Annotated in this window: 17 protein-coding genes and 1 pseudogene; 7 read left to right on the top strand and 11 right to left on the bottom strand. The window is 64.6% G+C overall.

What is annotated here, in order from left to right; all coding sequences use genetic code 11:
• A pseudogene (locus RPS27_RS08785) lies at nucleotides 1-338 on the top strand (flagellar biosynthesis protein FliO); the annotation flags it as partial.
• On the top strand, nucleotides 335-1,096 hold the full coding sequence (fliP, locus tag RPS27_RS08790; RefSeq protein WP_211418881.1) for a flagellar type III secretion system pore protein FliP: 762 nt from the start codon (nucleotides 335-337) through the stop codon (nucleotides 1,094-1,096). The pseudogene RPS27_RS08785 and the gene fliP, both read left to right, overlap by 4 nt.
• 132 nt (nucleotides 1,097-1,228) lie before the next feature.
• Here fliP and RPS27_RS08795 read toward each other — a convergent pair whose 3' ends face one another.
• The 3 genes from RPS27_RS08795 to RPS27_RS08805 all read right to left on the bottom strand — a co-directional run bounded on the left by RPS27_RS08795 (nucleotide 1,229) and on the right by RPS27_RS08805 (nucleotide 6,793).
• Complete coding sequence (locus RPS27_RS08795; RefSeq protein WP_313753963.1) at nucleotides 1,229-4,957, bottom strand: tetratricopeptide repeat protein; 3,729 nt, start codon at nucleotides 4,955-4,957, stop codon at nucleotides 1,229-1,231.
• Nucleotides 4,958-5,190: 233 nt separating this feature from the next.
• On the bottom strand, nucleotides 5,191-6,084 hold the full coding sequence (locus tag RPS27_RS08800; RefSeq protein ID WP_313753964.1) for a tetratricopeptide repeat protein: 894 nt from the start codon (nucleotides 6,082-6,084) through the stop codon (nucleotides 5,191-5,193).
• A gap of 58 nt (nucleotides 6,085-6,142) precedes the next feature.
• A complete protein-coding gene (locus RPS27_RS08805) occupies nucleotides 6,143-6,793 on the bottom strand; it encodes a FecR family protein (protein ID WP_313753965.1) in 651 nt (216 codons plus the stop codon).
• Nucleotides 6,794-7,158: 365 nt separating this feature from the next.
• Between RPS27_RS08805 and RPS27_RS08810 the strand changes: the two genes are divergently transcribed.
• On the top strand, nucleotides 7,159-11,304 hold the full coding sequence (locus RPS27_RS08810) for a VCBS domain-containing protein (RefSeq protein ID WP_313753966.1): 4,146 nt from the start codon (nucleotides 7,159-7,161) through the stop codon (nucleotides 11,302-11,304).
• A 20-nt stretch (nucleotides 11,305-11,324) separates the two neighbouring features.
• Here the strand turns inward: RPS27_RS08810 and RPS27_RS08815 are convergent, their stop codons facing one another.
• The 5 genes from RPS27_RS08815 to fliL all read right to left on the bottom strand — a co-directional run bounded on the left by RPS27_RS08815 (nucleotide 11,325) and on the right by fliL (nucleotide 15,063).
• A complete protein-coding gene (locus RPS27_RS08815; protein WP_259214158.1) occupies nucleotides 11,325-11,522 on the bottom strand; it encodes a hypothetical protein in 198 nt (65 codons plus the stop codon).
• A 590-nt stretch (nucleotides 11,523-12,112) separates the two neighbouring features.
• Nucleotides 12,113-12,877 (bottom strand): MotE family protein, encoded by a 765-nt coding sequence (locus RPS27_RS08820; protein WP_194403232.1) that lies wholly within the window; start codon nucleotides 12,875-12,877, stop codon nucleotides 12,113-12,115.
• Nucleotides 12,878-12,886: 9 nt separating this feature from the next.
• The gene (locus RPS27_RS08825; RefSeq protein WP_194403233.1) at nucleotides 12,887-13,333 is read right to left on the bottom strand and encodes a DUF6468 domain-containing protein; all 447 of its coding nucleotides are present in this window, start codon (nucleotides 13,331-13,333) and stop codon (nucleotides 12,887-12,889) included.
• Nucleotides 13,330-14,532 (bottom strand): flagellar motor switch protein FliM, encoded by a 1,203-nt coding sequence (fliM, locus tag RPS27_RS08830; RefSeq protein ID WP_018321852.1) that lies wholly within the window; start codon nucleotides 14,530-14,532, stop codon nucleotides 13,330-13,332. The genes RPS27_RS08825 and fliM overlap by 4 nt, the downstream gene beginning before the upstream one ends.
• 30 nt (nucleotides 14,533-14,562) lie before the next feature.
• Nucleotides 14,563-15,063, bottom strand: coding sequence for a flagellar basal body-associated protein FliL (gene fliL / locus RPS27_RS08835; RefSeq protein WP_194403234.1), 501 nt, complete (start codon nucleotides 15,061-15,063; stop codon nucleotides 14,563-14,565).
• A gap of 379 nt (nucleotides 15,064-15,442) precedes the next feature.
• On the opposite strand from fliL, the gene flgF reads away from it, so the two are divergent.
• Genes flgF through flgH form a run of 4 tightly spaced genes read left to right on the top strand, consistent with a single transcriptional unit; the run spans nucleotide 15,443 to nucleotide 18,953 of the window.
• Nucleotides 15,443-16,204, top strand: coding sequence for a flagellar basal-body rod protein FlgF (gene flgF, locus RPS27_RS08840; protein WP_211418876.1), 762 nt, complete (start codon nucleotides 15,443-15,445; stop codon nucleotides 16,202-16,204).
• A 16-nt stretch (nucleotides 16,205-16,220) separates the two neighbouring features.
• On the top strand, nucleotides 16,221-17,009 hold the full coding sequence (flgG, locus tag RPS27_RS08845) for a flagellar basal-body rod protein FlgG (RefSeq protein ID WP_194403236.1): 789 nt from the start codon (nucleotides 16,221-16,223) through the stop codon (nucleotides 17,007-17,009).
• 36 nt (nucleotides 17,010-17,045) lie between these two features.
• The gene (flgA, locus tag RPS27_RS08850; RefSeq protein ID WP_313753967.1) at nucleotides 17,046-18,179 is read left to right on the top strand and encodes a flagellar basal body P-ring formation chaperone FlgA; all 1,134 of its coding nucleotides are present in this window, start codon (nucleotides 17,046-17,048) and stop codon (nucleotides 18,177-18,179) included.
• 9 nt (nucleotides 18,180-18,188) lie between these two features.
• Nucleotides 18,189-18,953: a flagellar basal body L-ring protein FlgH gene (gene flgH / locus RPS27_RS08855; protein WP_211418874.1), complete on the top strand. Its 765-nt coding sequence runs from the start codon at nucleotides 18,189-18,191 to the stop codon at nucleotides 18,951-18,953.
• Between the two features lie 190 nt (nucleotides 18,954-19,143).
• On the opposite strand, the gene RPS27_RS08860 is transcribed toward flgH, so the two are convergent.
• The 3 genes from RPS27_RS08860 to dksA all read right to left on the bottom strand — a co-directional run bounded on the left by RPS27_RS08860 (nucleotide 19,144) and on the right by dksA (nucleotide 21,818).
• Nucleotides 19,144-19,923: a fumarylacetoacetate hydrolase family protein gene (locus tag RPS27_RS08860; protein WP_313753968.1), complete on the bottom strand. Its 780-nt coding sequence runs from the start codon at nucleotides 19,921-19,923 to the stop codon at nucleotides 19,144-19,146.
• 432 nt (nucleotides 19,924-20,355) lie between these two features.
• Nucleotides 20,356-21,156: a phytanoyl-CoA dioxygenase family protein gene (locus RPS27_RS08865; RefSeq protein WP_285807058.1), complete on the bottom strand. Its 801-nt coding sequence runs from the start codon at nucleotides 21,154-21,156 to the stop codon at nucleotides 20,356-20,358.
• Between the two features lie 296 nt (nucleotides 21,157-21,452).
• The gene (gene dksA, locus RPS27_RS08870; protein ID WP_008554760.1) at nucleotides 21,453-21,818 is read right to left on the bottom strand and encodes an RNA polymerase-binding protein DksA; all 366 of its coding nucleotides are present in this window, start codon (nucleotides 21,816-21,818) and stop codon (nucleotides 21,453-21,455) included.
• Nucleotides 21,819-21,978: the final 160 nt, after the last annotated feature.

Below are 21,978 nucleotides of genomic sequence, written 5' to 3' on the forward strand. Positions count from 1 at the left end.
GCGCCGAGCGCGCCGCCGCACCGCCGCCTCCTCCGCCCGTGCCGCAGGCGCCGCCCGTTCCGCCGCCGGCGCCCGCTCCCGCGAGCCCTTCGAGCGCCGAGCAGAACCTCGCCGAAATGGCGCAGCGGTTAGAGGCTGCGCTACGCCGTCCCGCCGGCGAAACGGTCGCCCCTCCTGTCGCGCCGGAGCCGCCTGCCGCGCCGCCCCCGCGGGCGGCACGCAGCGAGCCGGCGGCGCCCCCGGCTCCGCCGCCGAAGCCGGCCGCGGAAAAGACCAGCTTTGAAAACCTCGAAGACGAGATGGCCTCGCTGCTCGGCCGTCCGAAGCCGTCTTCGTGAGGCTGCCGTCCCTCCCGCGTAGAGTTGTTTTCCTTTCTGTCCTGATCGCCGCGGCTTCGCTCGCGGGCCCTGCGCATGCGCAGGACATCAGCATCAATCTCGGCGGCGGCGGTGCTGGCGGTGGCGGCGTCACCGAGCGCGCGATCCAGCTCATCGCGCTGCTCACCGTGCTGTCGATCGCTCCGTCGATCCTGATCATGATGACGTCGTTCACGCGCATCGTGGTCGTGCTGTCGCTGCTGCGCACCGCGATGGGCACGGCGACCGCGCCACCGAACTCGGTGATCATCGCGCTCGCGATGTTCCTCACCTTCTTCGTGATGGGCCCGGTGCTGCAGAAATCCTACGACGACGGCATCCGGCCGCTCGTCGCCAACCAGATCGGCGTCGAGGACGCGCTGCAGCGCGCCTCCGTCCCCCTGCGCGGCTTCATGCAGAAGAACGTGCGCGAGAAGGACCTCAGGCTGTTCCTGGATCTCTCCGGCGAGGCGGCGCCGGCCACCCCCGACGACCTCGCCCTTCGCATCCTCGTCCCCGCCTTCATGATCTCCGAGCTGAAGCGCGCCTTCGAGATCGGCTTCCTGTTGTTCCTGCCCTTCCTGATCATCGACCTCGTCGTCGCCTCCGTGCTGATGTCGATGGGCATGATGATGCTGCCGCCAGCGACGATCTCGCTGCCGTTCAAGCTGATCTTCTTCGTGCTGGTCGACGGCTGGTCGCTGGTGGCGGGGAGCCTGGTGCAGAGTTACGGGGGATGAGGGGGACACCGCCCCTTCAACAAGGAAAGCCGGCTCCGTCCCGCATCGACAACGGAGTTGCACTCCCTCTCCCGCTTGCGGGAGAGGTGCCCCCAGCCAGCAGTGATTGGTTTCAACCTGAAGCCGTCGGTGTTACCGCGTCATCTTGATCTGCCGCACCACCGGGATCGTGGGCAGCGAGCCGGTGTGCTCCGCTTCGTCCTTGGCGTGGGGGGCGGCCGGTGCGCGGGCAGTGGCGTCGGGGAAGCGCTGCTTCATCTCGCGCAGGAAGCCGTCGAGCGTGTCGACGCTGGCGGCGAGCTTGGCGATCTCGGCGAATTCGGCGCTGGAGGCGGCGGCCGGCTTGCTGGCAATGTCGAAGGCGAGACGGTCGGCGCTCTCGCTCATCAGCGGCGCGTATTTCTCGCGGAAGCGCGACAGGCCGATCGAGTCGTCGGCGAGCGCATAGCCGACGGCGGCCCGGATGATGTCGCTCTTCTCCACCGCGTTGAGCGACTTGAAGTCGCGGAAGCGCTCGCCGTAATAGAGCTCGATCTGCTCGGCGGACTCGCGCCAGCGCCGTGCCGCCCAGAAGATGTCGGAGCGCAGGCGGAGCACTTCGCGCCCGGAGACGTTGGAGACGATGTCGAGCGCGAGATCGTGACGGCCGACGTCGCTCTGCGCGCGCGCCTCCAGCAGCAGGCGCTGCTGCCTGAGCTCGCCGGAGAGATCGCTGATGCGGCTGGCGCGCAGCGCGGTGATCGCCATGTCGGGCTTGCGGTTGGCGAGATAGATCATGGAAAGGCGTGCGGCGACCTGGGCACGCGCGGCGCCTTCGAGGCGATGGTCGACCTGGTACTGCAGGAGCTCGGCGGCCTGGTCGAGCAGATCGATCGAGGCGAGACGGTCGGCGAGCCGGCGGATCAGTTCGTCGCCGCGACGGCCGATCGGCGTCAGCTCGCGGAACTCGTAGAACATCCCCAGCGCTTCGACCGGCGGCAGCTCGTCACCCTTCGGTCCCAGGAAGATTTGCGTGAACAGCTCGGAGGCGAGGTCCTGTGCCTGACGGGAGGCTTCCGCGTTCGGCTGCAGCCGCGTCGCGGTGCGCGCCGCGGTGAGCGCGTCGCGGTAGCGACCGCTGTCGGCATACATGCGCGACAGCATCTGCAGCGTCCTGACCTCGATCGTGTCGCCGCGCCAGGTCATGGACAGGGTCTCGAGCTCGCGTAGCGCGTCTTCCTTGCCGATCTCGTCGCGCTTCTGCCGCAGCGCGACTTCGAGCTGCTTGGCTTCGGCGGCCGCCGGCCGGTCGGCCGAGGCGGCAGCGAATTTGTAATCGTCGAGCGCGTCCTTGTCGTGGCCGAGCGCCTCGGCGAGCCGGCCGCGCAGCACGGCGAAGCCGGGCGCAGCCTCGGGCGAGACGCCGACCACCTCGAGCTCGCTGCGGCGCTTGGAAGCGCCGGCATAATCCTTCACCTCGAGCGACGCGCGCATCGCATCCATCGTCACGATGCGCTGGATGTCGAGCGGCAGCGAGGCGATGGCGAATTCGACGTTCTTGAACTTCTCGCGCGCATCCGCCCATTTGCCCTGACGCGCAAAGGCGAGCGCCTTCCAGAGCTGGGAATCGTGGCTGTTGCCGATCACGGGATTGGCGAGGTCCTTCAGGCCCTGCGTCGGGCGGCCGATCAGGATGTTGGCGATCGCATGCATGATCAGCGCGCCGCTCTCCTCCTTGTTGAGGGGATCGGTCAGCATGACGTCGGTGACGGCCTTGGCCTCGTGATACATCGCACGCGACATGTAGAACTGCGCGAGGTCGAGCCGCGGCAGCGAGCGCAGCGCCGGCTCGACGGCCGAGATCGCCGTCAACAGCTCGCTCTGGCGCGCCATGAAGTTTTCCGACTGGCCCTTGCGCCAGCCTTCGGGACTGAAGACGGGGCGGACCGCGGTCGGCGCGCGCTCGGCCGAGATGTCGACCGGCGACAGCGTCAATCCGCCCTTCTTGCCGAGGATCACCTTGTCGGAGCCGACCTCGACGCCGACCTCGTCGGAGTTCGGCCGGATCGCGATGCCATGCGCGGATTCCAGCAGCGAGAGATCGACGAGATCCTGCCGCTTGATGAAGCCGCGCACCGGCCGCTGCGCGGTGACGACATAGAGCGTGTCGCCGGCGTCGGGATCGGTGAGCTTGTGCAATTGGCCGGGATTGGCGAAGGGGATCGCGATGTTGGCGAGCGCGGGGTCGGTGATGTTGCGCGACATCATCAGCGGCAGCGGCGTCGCCGAGATCTTGTCGGCGAGCGTCAGAAGCCAGTTGGTCTCCTTGCCGACCTCCTCGCTCGCCAGCGAATAGACCAGCGGACGGGTGAGACGGATGCGCACCGCCTGCCCCTTGTCGAGCGGGATGCGGCCGACCTCCCCGATCATCGCGCCGCCCCTGGCGCGGATCGCCTCGACATCGATCGGCTTCGGCGTATCGAACACCAGCCACACCGTGTCGCCGCGGCGGAACGCGGCCGCGGGCGTTGCGACAGGAATCGGGAACGTCACGCGCAAGCCGTCGCTGTCGCGGCGCGCATCGACGCTGGCGATGCTCGGCTGCGGCGCGGCCGGCGCAGCCTTTGCGGTTTCCTTGGCACTTTCCTTGACCGGCTCCTTCGCGGCCTCTTTCGGCGCTTCGGCAGGCGCGGGCTTGGCCGGCGGGGCCGCAGCTTCAGCGACGGGAGCCGCGGGCTTCGGGGCTTCCTTCAAAGCGTCCTTGGGCGCTTCCGGAGCATGCGCCGCCTCAACCGCGGGCGCCGGCTTCGGTGCTTCAGCGGCCGGCATCGCGGCGGGCGCTTCCGCCTTGACCTCGGGTTTGACGTCAATCCTGGCTTCGCGCGCGATCATCTCGGAGGTCGGCGGCGCGATCTCGCGATGGGCCTCCTTCGGCTTCTCGGCCGCGGGCTTCTCGGGCGCCGGCGGAGGTCCGTGACCGGCGGGCTTCATCTGCGCGATCGCCGCCTCGGGCGTCGCGGCCATCTTGCCCTTGTCGGGCTGGAAAGACACGTCGACGACGTAGTTCTTCTCGTCGCGGAACGAATGCACATCGGAATCGCCGATCAGCGCGATCTCGACATTGGTCTGGTCGATGTCAGCCTTCTGCTTGATCGAGGCGACGTTCGGCGGCGCCGCGACGACCGCGTCCGCCAGGTCGAAATTGAGGTTGGCGTTGAAAGCGAGCGTGAGCTTCTGCTCGTTGAGCACGGAGGACACGCCGACACCGTCGGGCATCTCGAACACGAAGCGCACGAAAGTCGGCTGCACCGAGGCGCGCACGCGGATCGGCGGACGCTTCTTGGACTCGGCCGCGGCGCGCTGGGCGCGCAGCGCGCGCTCGGCGACGCGTGCGCGCTCGGCAAGCTCCTTGACGACGTCCATCGGCAGGCTCGGCGGCGGCCCCTTCCAACCCTCGGGCAAAAGGTCGATGAAGGTGCGCTCGCCGGCGTTCATGGTGTTGACGGTGACGCGCCGCGCCAGCGACAGGCGGATGGCGCTGCCGTCGGGATCGCGGCGCGCGGAATTGATGTAGTCAGGCGCGCCTGCCGGCACGCGATCGACGGGAACGTCGACGGGCCGGTCGAACCGGATGACGAGGATGGAGCCCGCGGTCGTCACCTCGGAGGGAACGTCCTCGCCGAGCTTGATGACGAGACGGGCAAAGCCGCCGCCGGCCGAAAAACTCGCCTCGCCCCTGACCGGATCAGCCGCCCGGCCAGGCGTAACAATGCCGATCAGCAGGCAGACCGCCAGCATGGCCGCGCCTCGGACATGACGCGACAGGCCCGGCGCGAAAGCGCGGGCTCGCGACACAAATCCAGCGGCAGCCTCTCGCCCCATTGGCGGCATGTCTTCCGTTTCGATGGTTCAGCACGGCACTGATGCCGGCCCCTGCCGTCGACTGTAGGTCTCGCCAATTAAGGACTTGTTAATGCTATATCTTGATTTGCTCTGGAGGCGGCACGCCGTGCCGCATCGAGCGTCGACGGGTCCGCCGTATTTGAATTTGAGACGCCGATGGTTAAGGATTTGTTAACGCCTGCACAACGGTCCTGCCGGGGTTGGCCACCCCCTCACGGCATCCCATAGCGGACAAAGGCTTCGTCGATCCGAGCGTCGATCTTCTTGGCCGCCGACATATCGCTTTGGCCACCATCTGTGTCGCCGAGTTTGAAGCGGGCAAGCCCTCGGCCGTACAGCGCGCTAGCAAGCTTGGGCGCGAACCGCAGCGCTGAGTTGTAATCATCTATCGCCGCGGAGAATTGCCCCAATTTCAGATTTATAAGAGCTCGCGAGTCGTATGCTGCCGCGTTGTTCGTTTCCGATCGAAGCACAATATCGCAGTCTTCCAACGCAGCATGCAAAGCGCCAAGGACGGCTCGGGTCCAACAGCGGCCGCTCCGCGCCGCCTCCAGCTTCGGATCAAGGCGAATTGCCTCGTCATAGTCCTGCGCGGCACGGTCGTACGCGTTCGCCTTCAGGTACGCCGCCGCGCGGTTGGCGTAGGCAGCGCCATAGTTCGGGTTGAGCTTGAGCGCCTCCTCAAAAGCGCTGATCGCTAAATCGTGCGCGCCCGTTTTCAGATAGGCCACCCCGAGGTTGTTGAAGGCTTTCGCATAGTTCGGGTCAAGCCTGGTCGCTTCGAGGAAATCCTTGATCGCGCGTTCGTAGTGGGCTTTGGCGCTATAGGCATTCCCCCTGTTGTTGTAGGCGACAACGAAGCCGTTCAGCGCCCCCTCGCCCGCTTCGATGAACGCCGTGCAGCCATCGATCCGAGCTTCGGGTGAGACATGGTCTGAGCCGTTACACAGTTCAACCGTCTTGAGGGAGCTGCCCTTCTGCTTCTGCGCCCAGCCCGACGAACTGGACAGGACAAGCATAAGAGCGAGCATCACGGCCTGGATGAAACTGGCTCTCGCGGTCATTTCCACACCACGTGTCGAGTCCGACAGTGAATGAAGCGCCACTGCTCATTCTCCCCGGCCGGCGCTGCAGCACCCGGCGGCTTCGGACCAAGCGAGTTTCTCAGCAGCCTCGACAGATGTTGAGCCTTCGATTGCTGCTTCGATCGGGCTCCGGCGCCGCGGATGTCGGCGGCTTCTTCAGGAGCTTGCTCTTGCCCTCTTCGATCAAGGTAGAGAATCTGACCGACCCATCATCCAAAATCTCGATGTGCGGCGTCGTGCCCCGGATCCCGAGCGTGGCGACGGGGGTATCGACCTTCATGTCGCCTGTCTCTGCGACGCTGCCTGCGACAAAAGTGAACGTCCCCTTGGCGAGATTGAATAGGCTCGCATTGGACTTGCCGGCCGGCTCATACACATAATGATCCAATACCATACGGGCGTTGCTCGATAGATTGAACGAGCTGCCGTCGGTAAAGTTGATGGCGACCCGGCCATCGACCCCCGTCTGCACCACATCACCAAGATAGACGGGATCACCCGTATTGGCCCGGATGGGGTCACCCGAGACATTCGCCTGAACGATCACTGCGCCTGCATGTTCGATCGTGACCGAGCCGGTGGCAACCACCACCTTCCCAATCGGTTTCGATGAGGAGGTAGCGACGGCGGGCTTGGCGGAATCGATTTGCGCTCGAGCCGCACTCGGCAAGAAGCAGGCAAGCGCCACAACAAGGCCAGCGGCCAGCGCGGCTTTCGTAGGTCTGCACATGATCCCCCCTTTCTGAGAAGATCTTGCCGCTAATCGGCGGTCTATTCTGACCCGCGCGACGCAGCCGCAATAACTATAATATTGTTTAATTTTATTAACTGGACTACCTTATCTCCGGCGCTGCGCAAGCACCATCAATTAAATCCATCTCGTTTGTCAATTTAATCACATTGGCGGGAGGGGCACGGCGGGGAATGGGCGGTACGCTTCGCTGTCCCCGGCGCAATGCGTCTCCCTCTCAGACTTGATTTCTTTCGGCGGGCAAGCCTTCGGGGCTGCCAGCGCCAGGAAATTTTGTGCCTTGGCGAGGACCCGAGCAAGGCAGCACGCCGAGCCTGAAACGATCACCCAGGCGAGGGCGAGCCATGCTAGTTGCTTCCGGCATCCAGGTTGATAACGGGCCCGTCACGGCCCTGCCCGCCGAACTCATCGGCCATATTCCGACAGTGATCGGTCGCTGTACGCTGACGCGAGCGAGCGGCATCGCCACGCAGGCGGTGGCTGGTGCGCCTATCTACCGGGGCGACGTGCTGGAGACCGATGCCGACGGACAGATCACAATTCGCTTCATCGACGGTACTTTCTTCAGTATCGGCTGCGGCACTCGCGTTGAGCTGAGCGAGTTCGTCTTCGACGCCGAAGGCATGCCACTTGCAGCCCTGTTCGACGTGACGCGAGGGAGCTTCAGTTTCGTACCAGGCCGGCTGGCACAAGCCGGGGCGCTCCAGCTGAATACCCCCATTGCAGGCATTCGCGCCCGGGGGCACGCGGGCGGTTTCGGGATGCTGACGCTTGCAGCATTGACTTTCTCGGCCGCGCAAGACGCCGAGGCGGCGGATCCGGATGTCACATTCCTGGATGACGATTCCATCACCTACAAGGACCTTGCGCACGGTGCATTCGAGCTCGTGACCAAGGAGCGGATCCCGCGGCACATCATCGTCGAAGATCCCGGCGAGACGATCGTCATCAAGAAGGTGGGATCAACCATCAGCGTCAACCAGGTCACGAACACGTCCGCTCGCATGGACGAATTGCGCGCCGCTCAGCAGGACGTGCTCGCCAATCTCACCGGCGGGCAAGGTCCACACGGATCGAGCACACCACCCTTTGTCAAATCCCTGTCGCTGCAGCCGATCAATTTCATTCCGTCCGATGCGCCCACGCCGCAGAACCTGCTGGCCCCAGTGACACCATTCGCCATTCCCGTTTTCGACCCTGTGCCGCCGACGCTCAGCACCGGAGCGGGGCCAACCGAGCTCGATACGGTGGTGTTTGATACATTCACTCCGACGAGCGGAGTTTTTGCCGCCAGCAGCACCAGCAGCGGCGCCAAGCTGACCTTTGGTGTCATAGGGGCGGCCGCCGGCGAGACGATCCTCAACGGAGTGACATACGATCTGTCAAAGCCAAGTCCGTACGGGACGCTCTACGTCAACAGTGCGAGCGGTGCCTACACGTTCGTGCCTGACAGCGCCGCGATCAATGCGTTGAAGTCGCCCTCGACCGACGATTTCGTCATCACGGTTTCCGACGGCCTCAATTCTACGAGCAAGACGTTCACGATCATCATCAACGGTGTCAACGACGCTGCAATCATCTCTGGCAATACGACCGGTTCGACCATCGAGGCTGGCGGCATAGACAATGGAGCGCCCGGCACGCCGATTGCGACCGGCACTCTTTCCGATACCGACGTCGACGATCCGCCCAATACGTTCACGGCGGTGAGTTCGCCAACCACCAGCACGGGTGGCTATGGCACCTTCACGATGACAGCGTCCGGCGTGTGGACCTACACTTTGGACAACGCCAATCCCGCAGTGCAGCGACTCAATGCCGGCGACGCGCTCACCGACAACTTTACGGTGACCACGAGCGGAGGCACCGCCCAAGTGGTGACGATCACGATCCACGGAGCCAGTGACGCCGCGATCATTTCCGGCGCAACGACCGGCGCAGTGATCGAGGCTGGCGGCCTCGCCAATGCAAACCCCGGCACGCCCACCGCGACCGGCATCCTCACCGATACGGACGTCGACACGACCGCAAATGCTTTCACGGCGGTCGCCTCGCCAACGGCGAGCGCCGCCGGCTATGGCACCTTTACCATGACGGCAGCCGGCGTGTGGACCTATGAGCTCGACAACGTCAACGCAGCGGTGCAGGCGCTCAACACCGGCGAGACATTGACCGATACGTTCACAGTGACCACCCTGGACGGAACTGCCCAAGTCGTGACGGTCACCATCCATGGCACCAACGATGCTGCCATCGTTTCAGGCACCACGACCGGCTCGGTGACTGAGGCAGGCGGCATCGCCAATGCGACACCCGGCAGCCCGAGCGCAACGGGCACGCTCTCTGCCGCCGACGTCGACAATGCGCCTAACACCTTCACCGCGGTGAGTTCGCCGAGGGCAAGCACGAATGGGTATGGCACTTTTACGTTAACCGCCGCCGGCGTGTGGACCTATACGCTCGACAACGCCAGCGGCGCGGTGCAGGCGCTCAATGCCGGCGGTACGCTCACCGACAGTTTCACTGTCACAACCCTGGACGGCACGCTGCAGGTGGTGACGATCACCATTCAGGGCAGCAACGACGCGGCCCTCATTTCTGGCACCACGACCGGCTCGGTGATCGAGGCAGGAACTTTCTCACCTGGCGCTCCCATCGCGACGGGCACGCTCACCGATACAGACATCGACAACCCGCCGAACACGTTCGCCGCAGTCTCTTCGACAGCAAGTGACGGCGGATACGGCACCTTCACGATGACCGCGGTCGGCGTATGGACTTACACCCTAGATAACAACAACAGCGTGGTTCAGGCGCTCGACGTCGGCGACACGTTGACCGACACGTTCACGGTAACTGCCATCGACGGTACGACGCAGACGGTGACCGTCGCCATTCATGGCGCCAGCGATGCAGACCCCAACGATTTTGATAACCTGGCCACCGGATCTGCAGTGATCTCCGATCCTCCGAACGTGTATGGAACGCCGGGGAGCGAAACCATCGCCGGCGGCGGCGACACCGGTCAGATCATCTACGCGGGAGCGAGCAGCGATACCGTCAACGGCACGGGCAAAGCCGACGTTCTCTATGGCGGCTCTGGCGATGACACCATCAAGGGCAACGATGGCGATGACGTGATCTATGGCGGCTCGGGTAGCGATACAATCAACGGCAACAACGGCAATGACGTCATAACCGGTGGTTTTGGTGCGGATCAACTCACCGGCAGCAATGGCAACGACCGCTTCGCTTATTTGTTCGTAGCCGATTCCAACGCAAACCAGTACGACACCATCACGGACTTCGCCTCGGGGGCTGACAAGATCGACCTGACTGCCTTTGGCGCGCTTGGGTTTGTCATATTGGCCTTGAGCTCAACCAGCACCGTCGTGCCGGCACATACGATCGCCTGGCTCTACGACAGCGCGGCCAATCAAACGATCGTGTACGTCAATCCGACAGATCAGACCCTGCATGTCGGCGATTCCGGTCTGCTCGAAATTCATTTGCAGGGGGTTGCAACCATCGACGCGTCGGACTTCATCACGGCGCCGGCGGCGGCACCGGTGATGGCGGTAGCCGGCGATCTGCTCGACCTCACCGCAACCGCGCAGAATGACGCGACCGCCGTGATGACGACCACTTCCGAAGTCTCGTCCGATGTCGGCGGCGGCGACGGCACGCTTCTCGCTGCGGGAAGTTCGGCAATCCAACCAACCGAGCCGGCCTCAAGCCTCGATTCGAGCTGGGACCAGATCGCAGCGAGAGAATATCCCAGCTTGCCCGGTTCAGACGAGGTGCAAACGCTCGTGATCGAAACGCCCCGCAGCGACGCGGCACCTGCCCCAGCCGGTGCGCTGGCGGTGATCATGCAGCACATGGTCACACACACGGAGACCAGCTTTGTCTTCGACAACCTGACCGGTTTCGAGGCCGCCTCAATGGTTGGCAAAAGCGGCACGATTGCCGCGAGTGGCCAGCTGCCCGACATTCCGATCGCCATGCTGAATTTTGCCCATGACGCTGCCGAACACCACGCTGGAGGCAGGTTTGCGCCGGGGAGCGATGCTGACGACGGCACCTTGCCACCGGGACGCGCCGCCAAGGCGGCTCATGCCCATGATCAAACCGGCGATGAAACGGCAGACACGACGCTCAACCCAAGCCTCCTGAAGTCAGCGACCGGCGGCGTCAACCATTTGCCGACCGGCGAGGCGGAGCAGCACAACCCGTCCCAGGGAGCGTCTGGATCCCACCCCGCCGGTCCGCAGCTGCTCGGCGACTCATTCGAGTTTAAAGGTGACGCTTCGCCTGGCTCACTGCACAGCGCAGTGTTGGCTCGTCTCTCGGACATCGTCGGTCAGCACGAGCAGGATGAGGGATTCCATGCGTCCGAGCTGGCGTCCATGCCTGAAACATCCGGTGTTGAGTCGCCTCACGGCGCAGGAACAGTTCACGGCCATGTGTTGCACGATCTGATCGTATGACGCTCAGGTCGGTTGCGTTTTCAGTGTTGCTTGTCGGCGCCTTCTGGCGCCGAGGAGTTCTGTAAGCCGAGGGAAGATCCATCATCGTTACCGTCGTCAACTTCTGGCGGCGCTACATGCTGATGGCTAAGGGCGGACGTCCACGCTGATGTCATCGCCGCTATGAGCAGCCGGTTGACGGCCTCAATGACGCGCTCCGCTGCGGACGAGTAGTTCATGGCCTCCTCCTGCGCTGCCGATTGCGAACGGCCGAAGCGTAGGACCGCGGCTTGAGCGCAACTGTACGCCACTTCACACCTGCGCGCGTCAACTCATCGCAGTCCCAGAGGGTGCCGCCTGGTTCGACTGCATCCGCCGCGGGAGTTCGATCGAGTTGCTGGGCGCGCCCTCACAACCTTCGGGACGTTGCGGTTCGCGCGCGACTCTGAATCAGATGGGACCTCGGCGATGCGAATCGCATTGGTTAGCTTTTGGGGGGGTAATCAATGAACGGAGAAGCCGGTTGCATTGTGTGTAGCAGGGCAAGAGCGGTCGTAGCGATCGTTCCGATCGCCAGCGGATACGCCCTGAAAACATTTGAGTGCTCCTGTTGCCATAGCACCCTGCAGCTCGTGACTCGCGTCACAGAGGCGCAGCTGATCAAGCAGCAGCTAGATACTCTTCCTCGGGTGGAGAAGCAGTTGCGCCCGCCTGTTCGCAGGGTGCAACAGGTCTTCGCGATTTAGGCACGCAAGGCTCTCGTTGGGCTCCAGTCGAACGACCACGCTACAACGCGTCCGGTCGCGCCAGCTCTGTTCGCCTTGCGCCCTCAATTCGGCTTTTGCGTCGGCTTGCCCTCGATCTTGGGCAGCTCGGCGGCCGAGGCGGACTGATCGCCGCCGCCATTGGCGCGGCGGGCCATCTCGACCGTCAGCTTCTCCGCCGCTTCCGGCGACATCAGTCCCATGATGTCCGACATCTTCCGCGGCGCGATCGCCGAGGCGATCTCGATCAGCACGCCCATCTCGAGGCGGTCGAACACCCGCGCGGCGTCCTTGGGCTTCATGCCCTCGTACATGGTGACGAGGCCCTTCATGCGCTGGGCTTCGGCGGCCTTCTGCTCGGCCTGCGTCGCGGAGATGCGGGTTTCCACCGCCTTCATCTCCTCGACCTTGCCTTCGATGCGCTTCTCGGCCGATTTGAGCAGGCTTTCGCGGATGTCGATCTCGCGCTGACGGGCCTCGATCTCCTGGCGGCGCGCCTGCAACCGCTCGAGGATCGCGCGCTCGGAGGCCGAGACCTGCGGCTGGCCCTCCTCGACCTTGACCACGGTGCCTTCCGGCTTGGTCTCGGGCGCGGCTGGCTTGGGTGCCTCCTTCGGCGCGCCATGGGTCGAGCCGGTGATGATCTCGGGTTCCTCGCGGCCGGTCGGGAAGTTCAGGTTCTCCTGGGCCCAGGACTTCTTGGTCTGGTTTGGCTTGTAGTCGAAGACATAGCCGCCATTGATCACGAGGCCCGCGACCTTCAGCGTGGCGAGGCCAGCGACGGCAACCAGGACGACCGGAATGACGCGGATGTTACGAAAGGATTTCATATCCTGGCTTCATGCGGCAAGGCCGTTGGATCGCCGGCGCTCGGAGAAGGCTTCGGCGGCTGCCGCCACCGCCTTCGCCGTCGATGGCTTGGCTGCGGGCGCGACGACCGTTTCGGGCCCGGCGACGGGGCGCGCGGCGATCGCGATCTTGGACAGCCGCCGCACCACGTTGTCGGCTTCGCCGAGCTGCTTGTGGAGCTGGTCCGACATCTGCGTCGCCGCGGCGAGCTGGCTGCCGAGGTTCTCGTTGACGTCGCGCACGGCGAGCTTCAGCCCGCCGATCGCGCGCTCGGCGATCTCTGTCGCCGTGATCAACTCGCCGATCACCGCCTTCAGCGAATGCTCGTCCGCCTTCAGCCGCGTCAGCCGCTTGTTGAGCATGACGCAATAGACGATCGTCAGCATCAGCAGGATAGCCACCAGCGTCTCGATCGCCATTCCCAGGGAGTGGTTCATGGGGCCTCCATCATCTTGTTCTGCTCGTCCACCTTCTCGAACATCGCAAGTGTCGTACTTGGCTTGCGCAAGGGTTTCGTCACGCGGATCGCGACGCGGTCGCCGACCCGGCCCATCCGCCCCTCGGTCAGCGTGACGTCGCCGCAGCGCACGGTGACGTTGGCATCCGCACGCATGTCCAGCGGCAGCGTGTCGCCGACCTTGAGCCGCATCAGCTGCTTGAGCGGGATGTCGGCCTCGTAGAGCACGGCATCGACGGCGATCTCGGCCTGCACGATCTCGGTGGCGAAATGGCCTTCCCAGACTGGGTCGCGGCCGAATTTTTCGCCCATGAACATCTGGAGCAGGACGCCCCGGATCGGCTCGATGGTCGCGTAAGGCAGCAGCAGTTCGATGTTGCCGCCGCGGTCTTCCATGTCGATGCGCAGGCGCACCAGGATCGCGGCATTGGCGGGACGGCTGATCGCGGCGAAACGCGGGTTGGTCTCGAGCCGGTCGATCGTGAAGGTCACCGGCGACAGCGGCCGGAACGCCTGCTCGGCGTCGGCCAGCACCACCTCGACCAGCCGCTTGACCAGCTCGGTCTCGATCGTGGTGTAGGGCCGGCCCTCGATGCGGAGCTGGCTGGTGCCGCGGCGGCCGCCGAGCAACACGTCGATCATCGAATAGATCAGGTTGGAATCGACCGTCGCCATGCCGAAGTTTTCCCACTCCTCGGCCTTGAAGACGGTGAGGACGGCGGGCAGCGGGATCGAGTTCATGTAGTCGCCGAAACGCACCGAGGTGATGCGGTCGAGCGAGACTTCGACGTTGTCGGAGGTGAAATTGCGCAAGGACGTCGTCATCAACCGCACCAGGCGGTCGAAGACGATTTCGAGCATCGGCAGACGCTCGTAGGAGACCATCGCCGAATCGATGATGGCGCGAATGCCGGAATGGTCGTCGAGCGTGACGTCGCCGACGGTGAAGCCGAGGAGATTGTCGATCTCCTCCTGCGACAGCACCCTCTCGCCGGAGTTCTTGCCGCTGCCGAGGTCGCGGCTGCCGTCCTCGACCATGGCCGCCCATTGCAGGGCCATGGTCTCCGACAATTCGTTTTCGGCGGCAGCCTTTGCGGCCTCCGCGGGATCCTCGGAATCGAGCGACGCCTCCCATTGGGCGGCAATCGCATCCTGGTCCATTTGCTCGTTGCCGGCCATGACGCTAGCCCATTGCCTCCCGCAGCGCCATCACTGGACCACGACTTCCTTGAACAGCACCGCGCTGACCTGGATCGGGGCGACCGCCGCGTTGACGCGCTTGGTCAGCTCCTCCTTGAGGCGGAAGATGCCGGCGGAACCGTTGAGGTCGGAGGGGCGCAGCTCGCGCACATAGGTCTGGAAGATGTCGGTGACGCGCGGCATCGTCGGCTTGATCGCCTCGATTTGCTTCTCTTCCTTCAGCTCCAGCACGATCTTCAGCCGCAGATATTGCACGCGCTCGCCCGGCGCACCGGCGAGGTTGACCATCATGTCGGGGACGTCGACGAAGGCCGGCGGCTTCGGCGGCGGCGCGGCCTCGGCATGATGCTCGTCGTCGCCGTGGCGGAAGAAGAAGAACCAGGTCGCAGCACCGCCGCCGAGGATTGCGAGCAGGCCGACGGCCATGATGATGAGCTTCAGCTTGTTCTTGGGCGGAGCGGCTTCCGCGCCTTCGGCAGCTGCGCCGCCTTCTGCTTCATTCTCTGCCATGGTCGCCGCGCCCGGATCTCTGAAAGGGGTCGAAAGAGCGAAGCCTCAAGACAGTGACGCGATACAAATGCCCCGGCGCAATGCGCTCCTCTTCATGGCAAACGCTACGGTAATAATGGTTAACGGAATCTTTCAATTAGGCTTCCGCTAGGAAAAATCTGCCGGGCAGACATGGCTAACAGAACCTTTCTGCCGCCCTCCCGCGCCCCTCCGAAATCGGCAAAGATATTGAAATCACACAATTTTCTGAGTTGGCACGGCTTTCGCTAAGAGAGGGCCGAGACCCCAAGGTTTGGGAGAACCTGAAGGTCTCGATCACGGGGTCGGCCAAGGCGCTTGGGAGAGCGAAATGGCAGGCCTCACTCAGGGGAGATTTCCGATGCAGAACGCGCTTCTGATCGGCTTGTCACGGCAGATGACGTTGGAACGGCAGATGGATGTCATCGCCAACAACGTCGCCAATGCCAATACCAACGGCTTCAAGGCCGATCATTCGCTGTTCGAGGAGTTTCTCAACTCGAACGCGCGTGAGGACAATTTCATCGGCGCCGACCGCCGCGTCTCCTATGTGCAGGACCGCGGCACCTTCCGCGACGTCGGCCCGGGGCCGATGGAGATGACCAAGAACCCGCTCGACATGGCGATCAGCGGCGATGCCTATTTCGCCGTGCAGGTCAATGGCGGCGAGCGCTACACCCGCGACGGCAAGTTCTCGCTCAACTCGACCGGCCAGCTCGTGACCTCCGACGGCAACCTCGTGCTCGGCACCGGCGGCCCGATCACCTTCCAGCCGACCGACCACGACATCAACATCGCCCCAGACGGCACCATCACGGTGCTCGAGGGCACGGCGAAGACCGACTCGATCCGCGGCAAGATCAAGATGGTGTCGTTCGACAATCCGGCCAAGCTGACCAAGCTCGGCGCCAATCTCTATGACACCGGCTCCGCGACCGTGCAGCCCGCCACCAAGTCCACCGTGGAGCAGGGCTACATCGAGAAGTCGAATGTGAATTCGGTCGGCGAGATGACCCGCATGGTCGAAGTCATGCGCAGCTACACCGCCATCGCCAACCTGCTGCAGCAGCAGAGCGACCTCCACAAATCGGCGATCGAAAAGCTCGCCGACGTTCCGGCCTGATTGAAGGAGAACTGAGATGCAGGCACTTCACACCGCAGCGACCGGAATGGCGGCACAGGAACTCAACGTTCAGGTGATCTCCAACAACATCGCCAACCTGCGCACCACCGGCTTCAAGAAGCAGACCGCGGCATTCCAGGACCTGATCTACGAGCACGTGCGCCGCGTCGGCGCGCAGGCCTCGGACCAGGGCACCATCCTGCCCGTCGGCGTCGACATCGGCGGCGGCGTCAAGACCGTCGGCACGCCGCGCAGCATGACGCAGGGCACGCTGTCGCAGACCGGCAACGATCTCGACCTTGCGATCTCGGGCGAAGGCTTTTTCAAGATCCTGATGCCCGACGGCAGCTACCAGTACACCCGCGACGGCACCTTCCAGATGGACAATCAGGGCCGCGTCGTCACTGCGCAGGGCAACCCGGTGCAGCCGACGATCACGATCCCGCAAAACGCCTCGGGCCTCACGGTCAACGTGCAGGGCCAGGTTTCGGTGACGCTGCCGGGCTCGTCGACCTCCACCATCCAGGGCCAGCTCGGCCTGACCCGCTTCATCAACAAGGCGGGCCTGCAGCCGGTCGGCAACAATCAGTTCGTCGAGACGCCCTCCTCCGGCCCGCCCCAGGACGGCACGGCGAGCGCGGAAGGCTACGGCAACATCACGCAAGGCAGCCTCGAGCAGGCCAATGTCGACGTCGTGTCGGAGATGAGCGACCTGATCGCCGCCCAGCGCGCCTACGAGATGAACGCCAAGGTGATCAGCGCCGCCGACCAGATGATGCAATCGACCACGGCGCTGTTCCGCTGAGGCCAAGTCTGAAGCAATGACACTGAAGCAATGACGATGATCCGCGCCACACTCGCCACGATCTCCACCCTGCTCGCGCTGGCCTTGCCGGCAGCGGCCGCGGACGATTTCATCGCCGCGCCGACACTGCGCGCAAGCGTCACCGTGACCTCGGACGTGGTGCGGGTCGGCGATCTCATCGACAATGCCGGATCGGCCGCGCTGATCCCGGTCTACCGCTCGCCCGATCTCGGCACCACCGGCGCGCTGCCGGTCGCGCACGTCCTGAGCGTGCTCCGTGCCAAGCAGGTGATCGGCGTGATGACCGGCGACATCAAGGAGGTCCAGGTCACCCGCCTCGCCCGCACGCTCGCGAGCAAGGATATCGAGAACGCGGTCGCTTCGGCACTCGAGCGCCGCTTCGGCCTCGGGGACGCCGCCAACATCACCGTCACGTTCGACCGCGGCGGTGCCGAAATGCGGCTGGATGCCTCCAACAGCGGCGCGCTGCAGCCGGTCGCGACCCGCTACGACGCGCGCAGCGGTCGCTTCGACATCGCCTTCGAGATCGCCAACGACACCAATGCGAGCCCGACCAAGCTGCGCTTCTCGGGCACCGCGATCGAAACGGTGGAAGTGGCCGTGCTGACGCGCGACATCGACCGTACCGACACGCTGAAGGCTTCCGACGTCGCGTTGGAGCGCCGGCCGAAGGCCGAGATCACCGGCGAGCCGGCCTCGCGCGATCGCAGCGTCGGCATGCAGCTGCGCCGGGCGATGCGGGCGGGCACGCCGCTTCGTGCCGCCGACGTCGTCAAGCCCGATTTCGTGGTGCGCGACCAGGCCGTGACCGTCATCTTCCAGGCGCCGGGCCTCTACCTCACCACACGCGGCAAGGCGATCGAGAGCGGCGCCGAAGGCGACACCGTCAGCGTCCTCAATCTGCAATCCAAGCGCACCCTGACCGGGGTCGTCACCGGCCGTGGCCAGGTGACGATCCAGGGCGCGAGCCAATCCGCGCCGATGGCGCCCGCGGTCGAGCAGACCTCCTCGCTCAAGCGCGATGAAGCGCCGGCCCCCGTCGACACCGCAGCACTCCTGCGGAACCTGGTGCAGGCCCCCGCCTCGCCCGCCCAGATCGCAGAAGCCCAGATCCCGCAAGCTCGCGTCTCGCAAGCTCAAGCAAAGTAAGAGTTCGTCATGTCCTCGTTCAGTTCGGCTTACCGTCTTCGTCGCATCGCGATCTCTGCCCTGCTGCTGACCTCCTGCGCGCTGGGCGGCTGCTCCTCGATCGACCGCCTGTCGCAGATCGGCGAGCAGCCGAAACTGTCGGCGATCGACAATCCGACGACGCAGCCCGGCTACAAGCCGGTGCAGATGCCGATGCCGAAGCCGGAAGTCGCCTCCTACAATCCGAACTCGCTGTGGCGCAACGGCAGCCGCGCCTTCTTCAAGGACCAGCGCGCCCGCCAGGTCGGCGACCTCCTGACCGTGACGGTCAACATCACGGACAAGGCCAACATCGCCAACGAGACCCAGCGCAGCCGCACCAATTCGGAAGATTCCGGCATCACCGACTTCATCGGCGCCAAGACGCTCGGCGCGCAGGCGCAAAAAGTGCTGCCCGGTCGCATCCTCACGGCGGACTCCTCCGCCTCCAGCGACGGCAAGGGCTCGGTCAACCGTACGGAAGCCTTGCAGACCAACGTCGCCGCGGTCGTCACCCAGGTGCTGCCGAACGGCAACCTCGTGGTCGAGGGCAAGCAGGAGATCCGCGTCAACTACGAGATCCGCGAGCTCGTGGTCGCCGGCATCGTCCGCCCCGAGGACATCCAGAGCGACAACACCATCGATTCCACCAAGATCGCGCAGGCCCGCATCGCCTATGGCGGCCGCGGCCAGATCATGGACGTGCAGCAGCCGCGCTACGGCCAGCAAGTCATGGACGTGCTGCTGCCCTTCTAAATTCTCCCGAGCTCCCACATCGTGTTCGCGAACCTAGGCGCGAACGACGATGTACAACGCGGCCCTCGCTAGCTCCCCTGGCGAGGGCCGCATGTATTTTGAGCGGTGGTCATCGCGCAATCGCAGGTCCGGCCCGTATATCGACGCGGCTGCGCCGACTCCGCAATGACGCCGAAGCAACTTCTGCCCCTCACGTAAACTCCGCCTCCACCACGCCCAGCCCGTCCAGCTCCATCCGCACCTTGTCGCCGGCCTTCAGCCACAGCGTCTTGACCAGGCTGCCGGTGAGCACGAGTTGCCCCGCGTGCAGTCCCTTGCCCTCGGCGGCGAGATGGTTGGCGAGCCAGGCGAGCGCGTTGTGCGGATGGCCGAGCACGTCGGCGCCGGAGCCTTGGCTGACCTCCTCGCCGTTGACGATGGCGCGGCCCTTGACCGCCTTCAGGTCCGGCACGGACGAGCGCGGAACCGACGGGCCCAGCACGCAGCCGGCGGCGAAGAAATCGTCGGCGATCAGGGTCGGGGCGCCCATGGTCTCCCACTTCACATAGCGGTCGTCGACGATCTCGATGGCGGGCTGATAGCTTTCAACGGCCTCGCCGACCCATTCGGCCGTGAACGGCGCCTCGCCGGCGGCAAGGTTGCGCTTCAGCCGGACCGCGATCTCGCATTCGACGCCGACCCGGACATAGTTCGAGGCGGCGAGCTTGGCCCCGCTGTCATGCACGCCCTTCTGGAACACGCCGCCGCCGCAGGGGTGGGGGATGCCGATATAGTCCTGCATCACCTGGCTTGTGCAGCCGATCTTGTAGCCGACCAGCGGCCCGGCATGCGCCAGCAGCAGATCATGCAGCGCGCGCTGGACCTGATAGCCCTCGGCTTCATCCATCGGCGGACGTTCCAGCGCCGCAAGCGGCGCATGGTTGCGGCGCGCCAGCGCGATCGCCTTCGCGGCTTCGAGAATCTTGTCCATCGGCGCCGCCTCCCACGCTACGCAATTGTGGGCGACACTTCAGCATTCCAACCCGGGCCTGACAAGCGCCGCTCGGCGCTCGGCCGGGTCGATTACGGGGGGAGCCCGCCGCTTAAGGAAAAATTGAGTCGGTCCGGTCTTTATGGAGCCACGCGCCAGAGGCCCATGCGCCCGCGCGGCACGAGAACCCTGATTGCAGCGATGCATGAAGCCGCTGCGCCGCCGTCTCAAGATGCCGGTCGATCTCTTTGATGCGACTCGCAAAACGTCCCGCACCTGAAGTGAAAGCTTTTTCTCATGCGAACTCACGTGAGCACGGAGGATTTGACTCTAGCCCATTGATCGCGATTCATTTTTCGCGATCAAACCAACCGTCGTCACACGACAGGGGCGTTGTGGCACAAGCGTGCGCCACAACGCCGAGAGCGTCCCTCAATTGCGTCCGAGTGCGATGCGGATGGCGACCTCGACCGGCGAGTAGTCGCCCTCGCTTCGCTCCAGCCGGTATGGCTCGGCGAGATGCAGCGGCGGCTGCGCCAGGAAGCGCGGTCGCGTTCCCTGATGCTTCTGCGCGGCATGAACCAGGAAGGGATGGCAGAGATAGACCGTGCCGGCCGCACCGGTCGCAAGGACAACCGGACAATCGGCCCCCATCTGCTCAAGCATCATGTGCGCTCGCCCCGCATCGCCGGCCGGTGCCAGATAGCGCGCCATCGGCATATGCGAGCCGACCCGGATCCGCGTCGGCGCATCGTCGTCACCGATGTCGGAGAACAGGAACAGCAGCAGCAACGCCCGCCCGCGCGAGGTGACGTTGACGCGCCAGGCCATGTGATCCTGCGCTTCGTTTGGGTTGTCATCCTCGCCGGGAAAGCTGAGATCGACGTGCCAGCCGGCATCGCCGGGGTCGTCGGGATGCGGGAAGCGCACCGGAAAGGTGCCAATGTCGCGCCGCGGCCGCCATCGCCCCTGCCCGACGATCTGGTCGAAGGCTGCATGGAGCAATGCGGTGTTGATGGCATCGCGGAACGGCGGGTCGCCATAATAGGGCAGCCGCACCACGGGCCGGGTCCAGCTCGCGGGGTCGTGCTCGCTGCACGGCAGATCGCGCCACATGATGACGCGGGCCGCCTCGGCGAGCTCACGGGGGAAAGCATTGTCGATCCGGACAAAGCCGTCGCGGATGAATTGGGCAATTTGCGCGTCGTCCAACGCGCGGGGAACGGCGGTCATGATGATCTCTCGATGCCTCGCCCAGCCCTCATGGTCCGCTCGCTGCGGAACCGGCTGGGTCGATCGGTGGGAATCCGCAAGCCGGGCTCGCGGGACGCAATGCCTCCGCGGCGGAGGCGCCTGCGCTCAACCCAGGAAGAAGACCGATGCGATGTTGAGAGTGCAAATCATCATGGCGGCGCGAATCTACGCGCCGGAGAGGCGGCGTTCAAGCGGCAGGCAAACGCCGAACGCGGCGCGAAACAGCGCACCTTACGCCACAAAAACAAAAGAGCCGCATCGCTGCGGCTCCGTCTCTATTCGTCGCGATAGACCTTCTCGCGTTTCTCGTGGCGCTCCTGCGCTTCCACCGAGAGCGTCGCGATGGGCCGGGCCTCGAGCCGCTTCAACGAGATCGGCTCGCCGGTGTCCTCGCAATAGCCATAGGTGTTGTCCTCGATGCGCTGGAGCGCGGCGTCGATCTTGGCGATCAACTTGCGCTGGCGGTCGCGGGCGCGGAGTTCGATGGCGCGGTCGGTTTCGGACGATGCCCGATCGGCAAGATCGGGGTGGTTCACGTTCTCCTCCTGCAGAGCCTGCAGGGTGAGCTTGGACTCTTTGAGGATCTCATCCTTCCAGGCAAGGAGCTTCAAACGGAAGTACTCCTTCTGCCGGTCGTTCATGAAAGGCTCTTTTTCGGTCGGTCGGTAGTTTTTCAACTTTTCCAAGGGCGGCCTATCTGTCTAAGCAACGACTCGCAACGGAAACAGGGTCCGTTGAGCGGGGCGTTATATAGCGGCCTCCTGTGACAGACAATCTTTCCCTGAGGGCCCGGCCGGTACC

This window comes from Bradyrhizobium sp. WYCCWR 12699, from assembly GCF_032144035.1.
GTDB lineage: Bacteria > Pseudomonadota > Alphaproteobacteria > Rhizobiales > Xanthobacteraceae > Bradyrhizobium.

Coding starts and splice junctions, on each gene's coding strand:
- RPS27_RS08795 (WP_313753963.1), bottom strand. CDS start 4,957: ATGGGGCGAGAGGCTGCCGCTGGATTTGTGTCGCGAGCCCGCGCTTTC.
- RPS27_RS08805 (WP_313753965.1), bottom strand. CDS start 6,793: ATGTGCAGACCTACGAAAGCCGCGCTGGCCGCTGGCCTTGTTGTGGCG.
- RPS27_RS08810 (WP_313753966.1), top strand. CDS start 7,159: ATGCTAGTTGCTTCCGGCATCCAGGTTGATAACGGGCCCGTCACGGCC.
- RPS27_RS08815 (WP_259214158.1), bottom strand. CDS start 11,522: ATGAACTACTCGTCCGCAGCGGAGCGCGTCATTGAGGCCGTCAACCGG.
- RPS27_RS08820 (WP_194403232.1), bottom strand. CDS start 12,877: ATGAAATCCTTTCGTAACATCCGCGTCATTCCGGTCGTCCTGGTTGCC.
- RPS27_RS08825 (WP_194403233.1), bottom strand. CDS start 13,333: ATGAACCACTCCCTGGGAATGGCGATCGAGACGCTGGTGGCTATCCTG.
- fliM (WP_018321852.1), bottom strand. CDS start 14,532: ATGGCCGGCAACGAGCAAATGGACCAGGATGCGATTGCCGCCCAATGG.
- fliL (WP_194403234.1), bottom strand. CDS start 15,063: ATGGCAGAGAATGAAGCAGAAGGCGGCGCAGCTGCCGAAGGCGCGGAA.
- flgF (WP_211418876.1), top strand. CDS start 15,443: ATGCAGAACGCGCTTCTGATCGGCTTGTCACGGCAGATGACGTTGGAA.
- flgG (WP_194403236.1), top strand. CDS start 16,221: ATGCAGGCACTTCACACCGCAGCGACCGGAATGGCGGCACAGGAACTC.
- flgA (WP_313753967.1), top strand. CDS start 17,046: ATGATCCGCGCCACACTCGCCACGATCTCCACCCTGCTCGCGCTGGCC.
- flgH (WP_211418874.1), top strand. CDS start 18,189: ATGTCCTCGTTCAGTTCGGCTTACCGTCTTCGTCGCATCGCGATCTCT.
- RPS27_RS08860 (WP_313753968.1), bottom strand. CDS start 19,923: ATGGACAAGATTCTCGAAGCCGCGAAGGCGATCGCGCTGGCGCGCCGC.
- RPS27_RS08865 (WP_285807058.1), bottom strand. CDS start 21,156: ATGACCGCCGTTCCCCGCGCGTTGGACGACGCGCAAATTGCCCAATTC.
- dksA (WP_008554760.1), bottom strand. CDS start 21,818: ATGAACGACCGGCAGAAGGAGTACTTCCGTTTGAAGCTCCTTGCCTGG.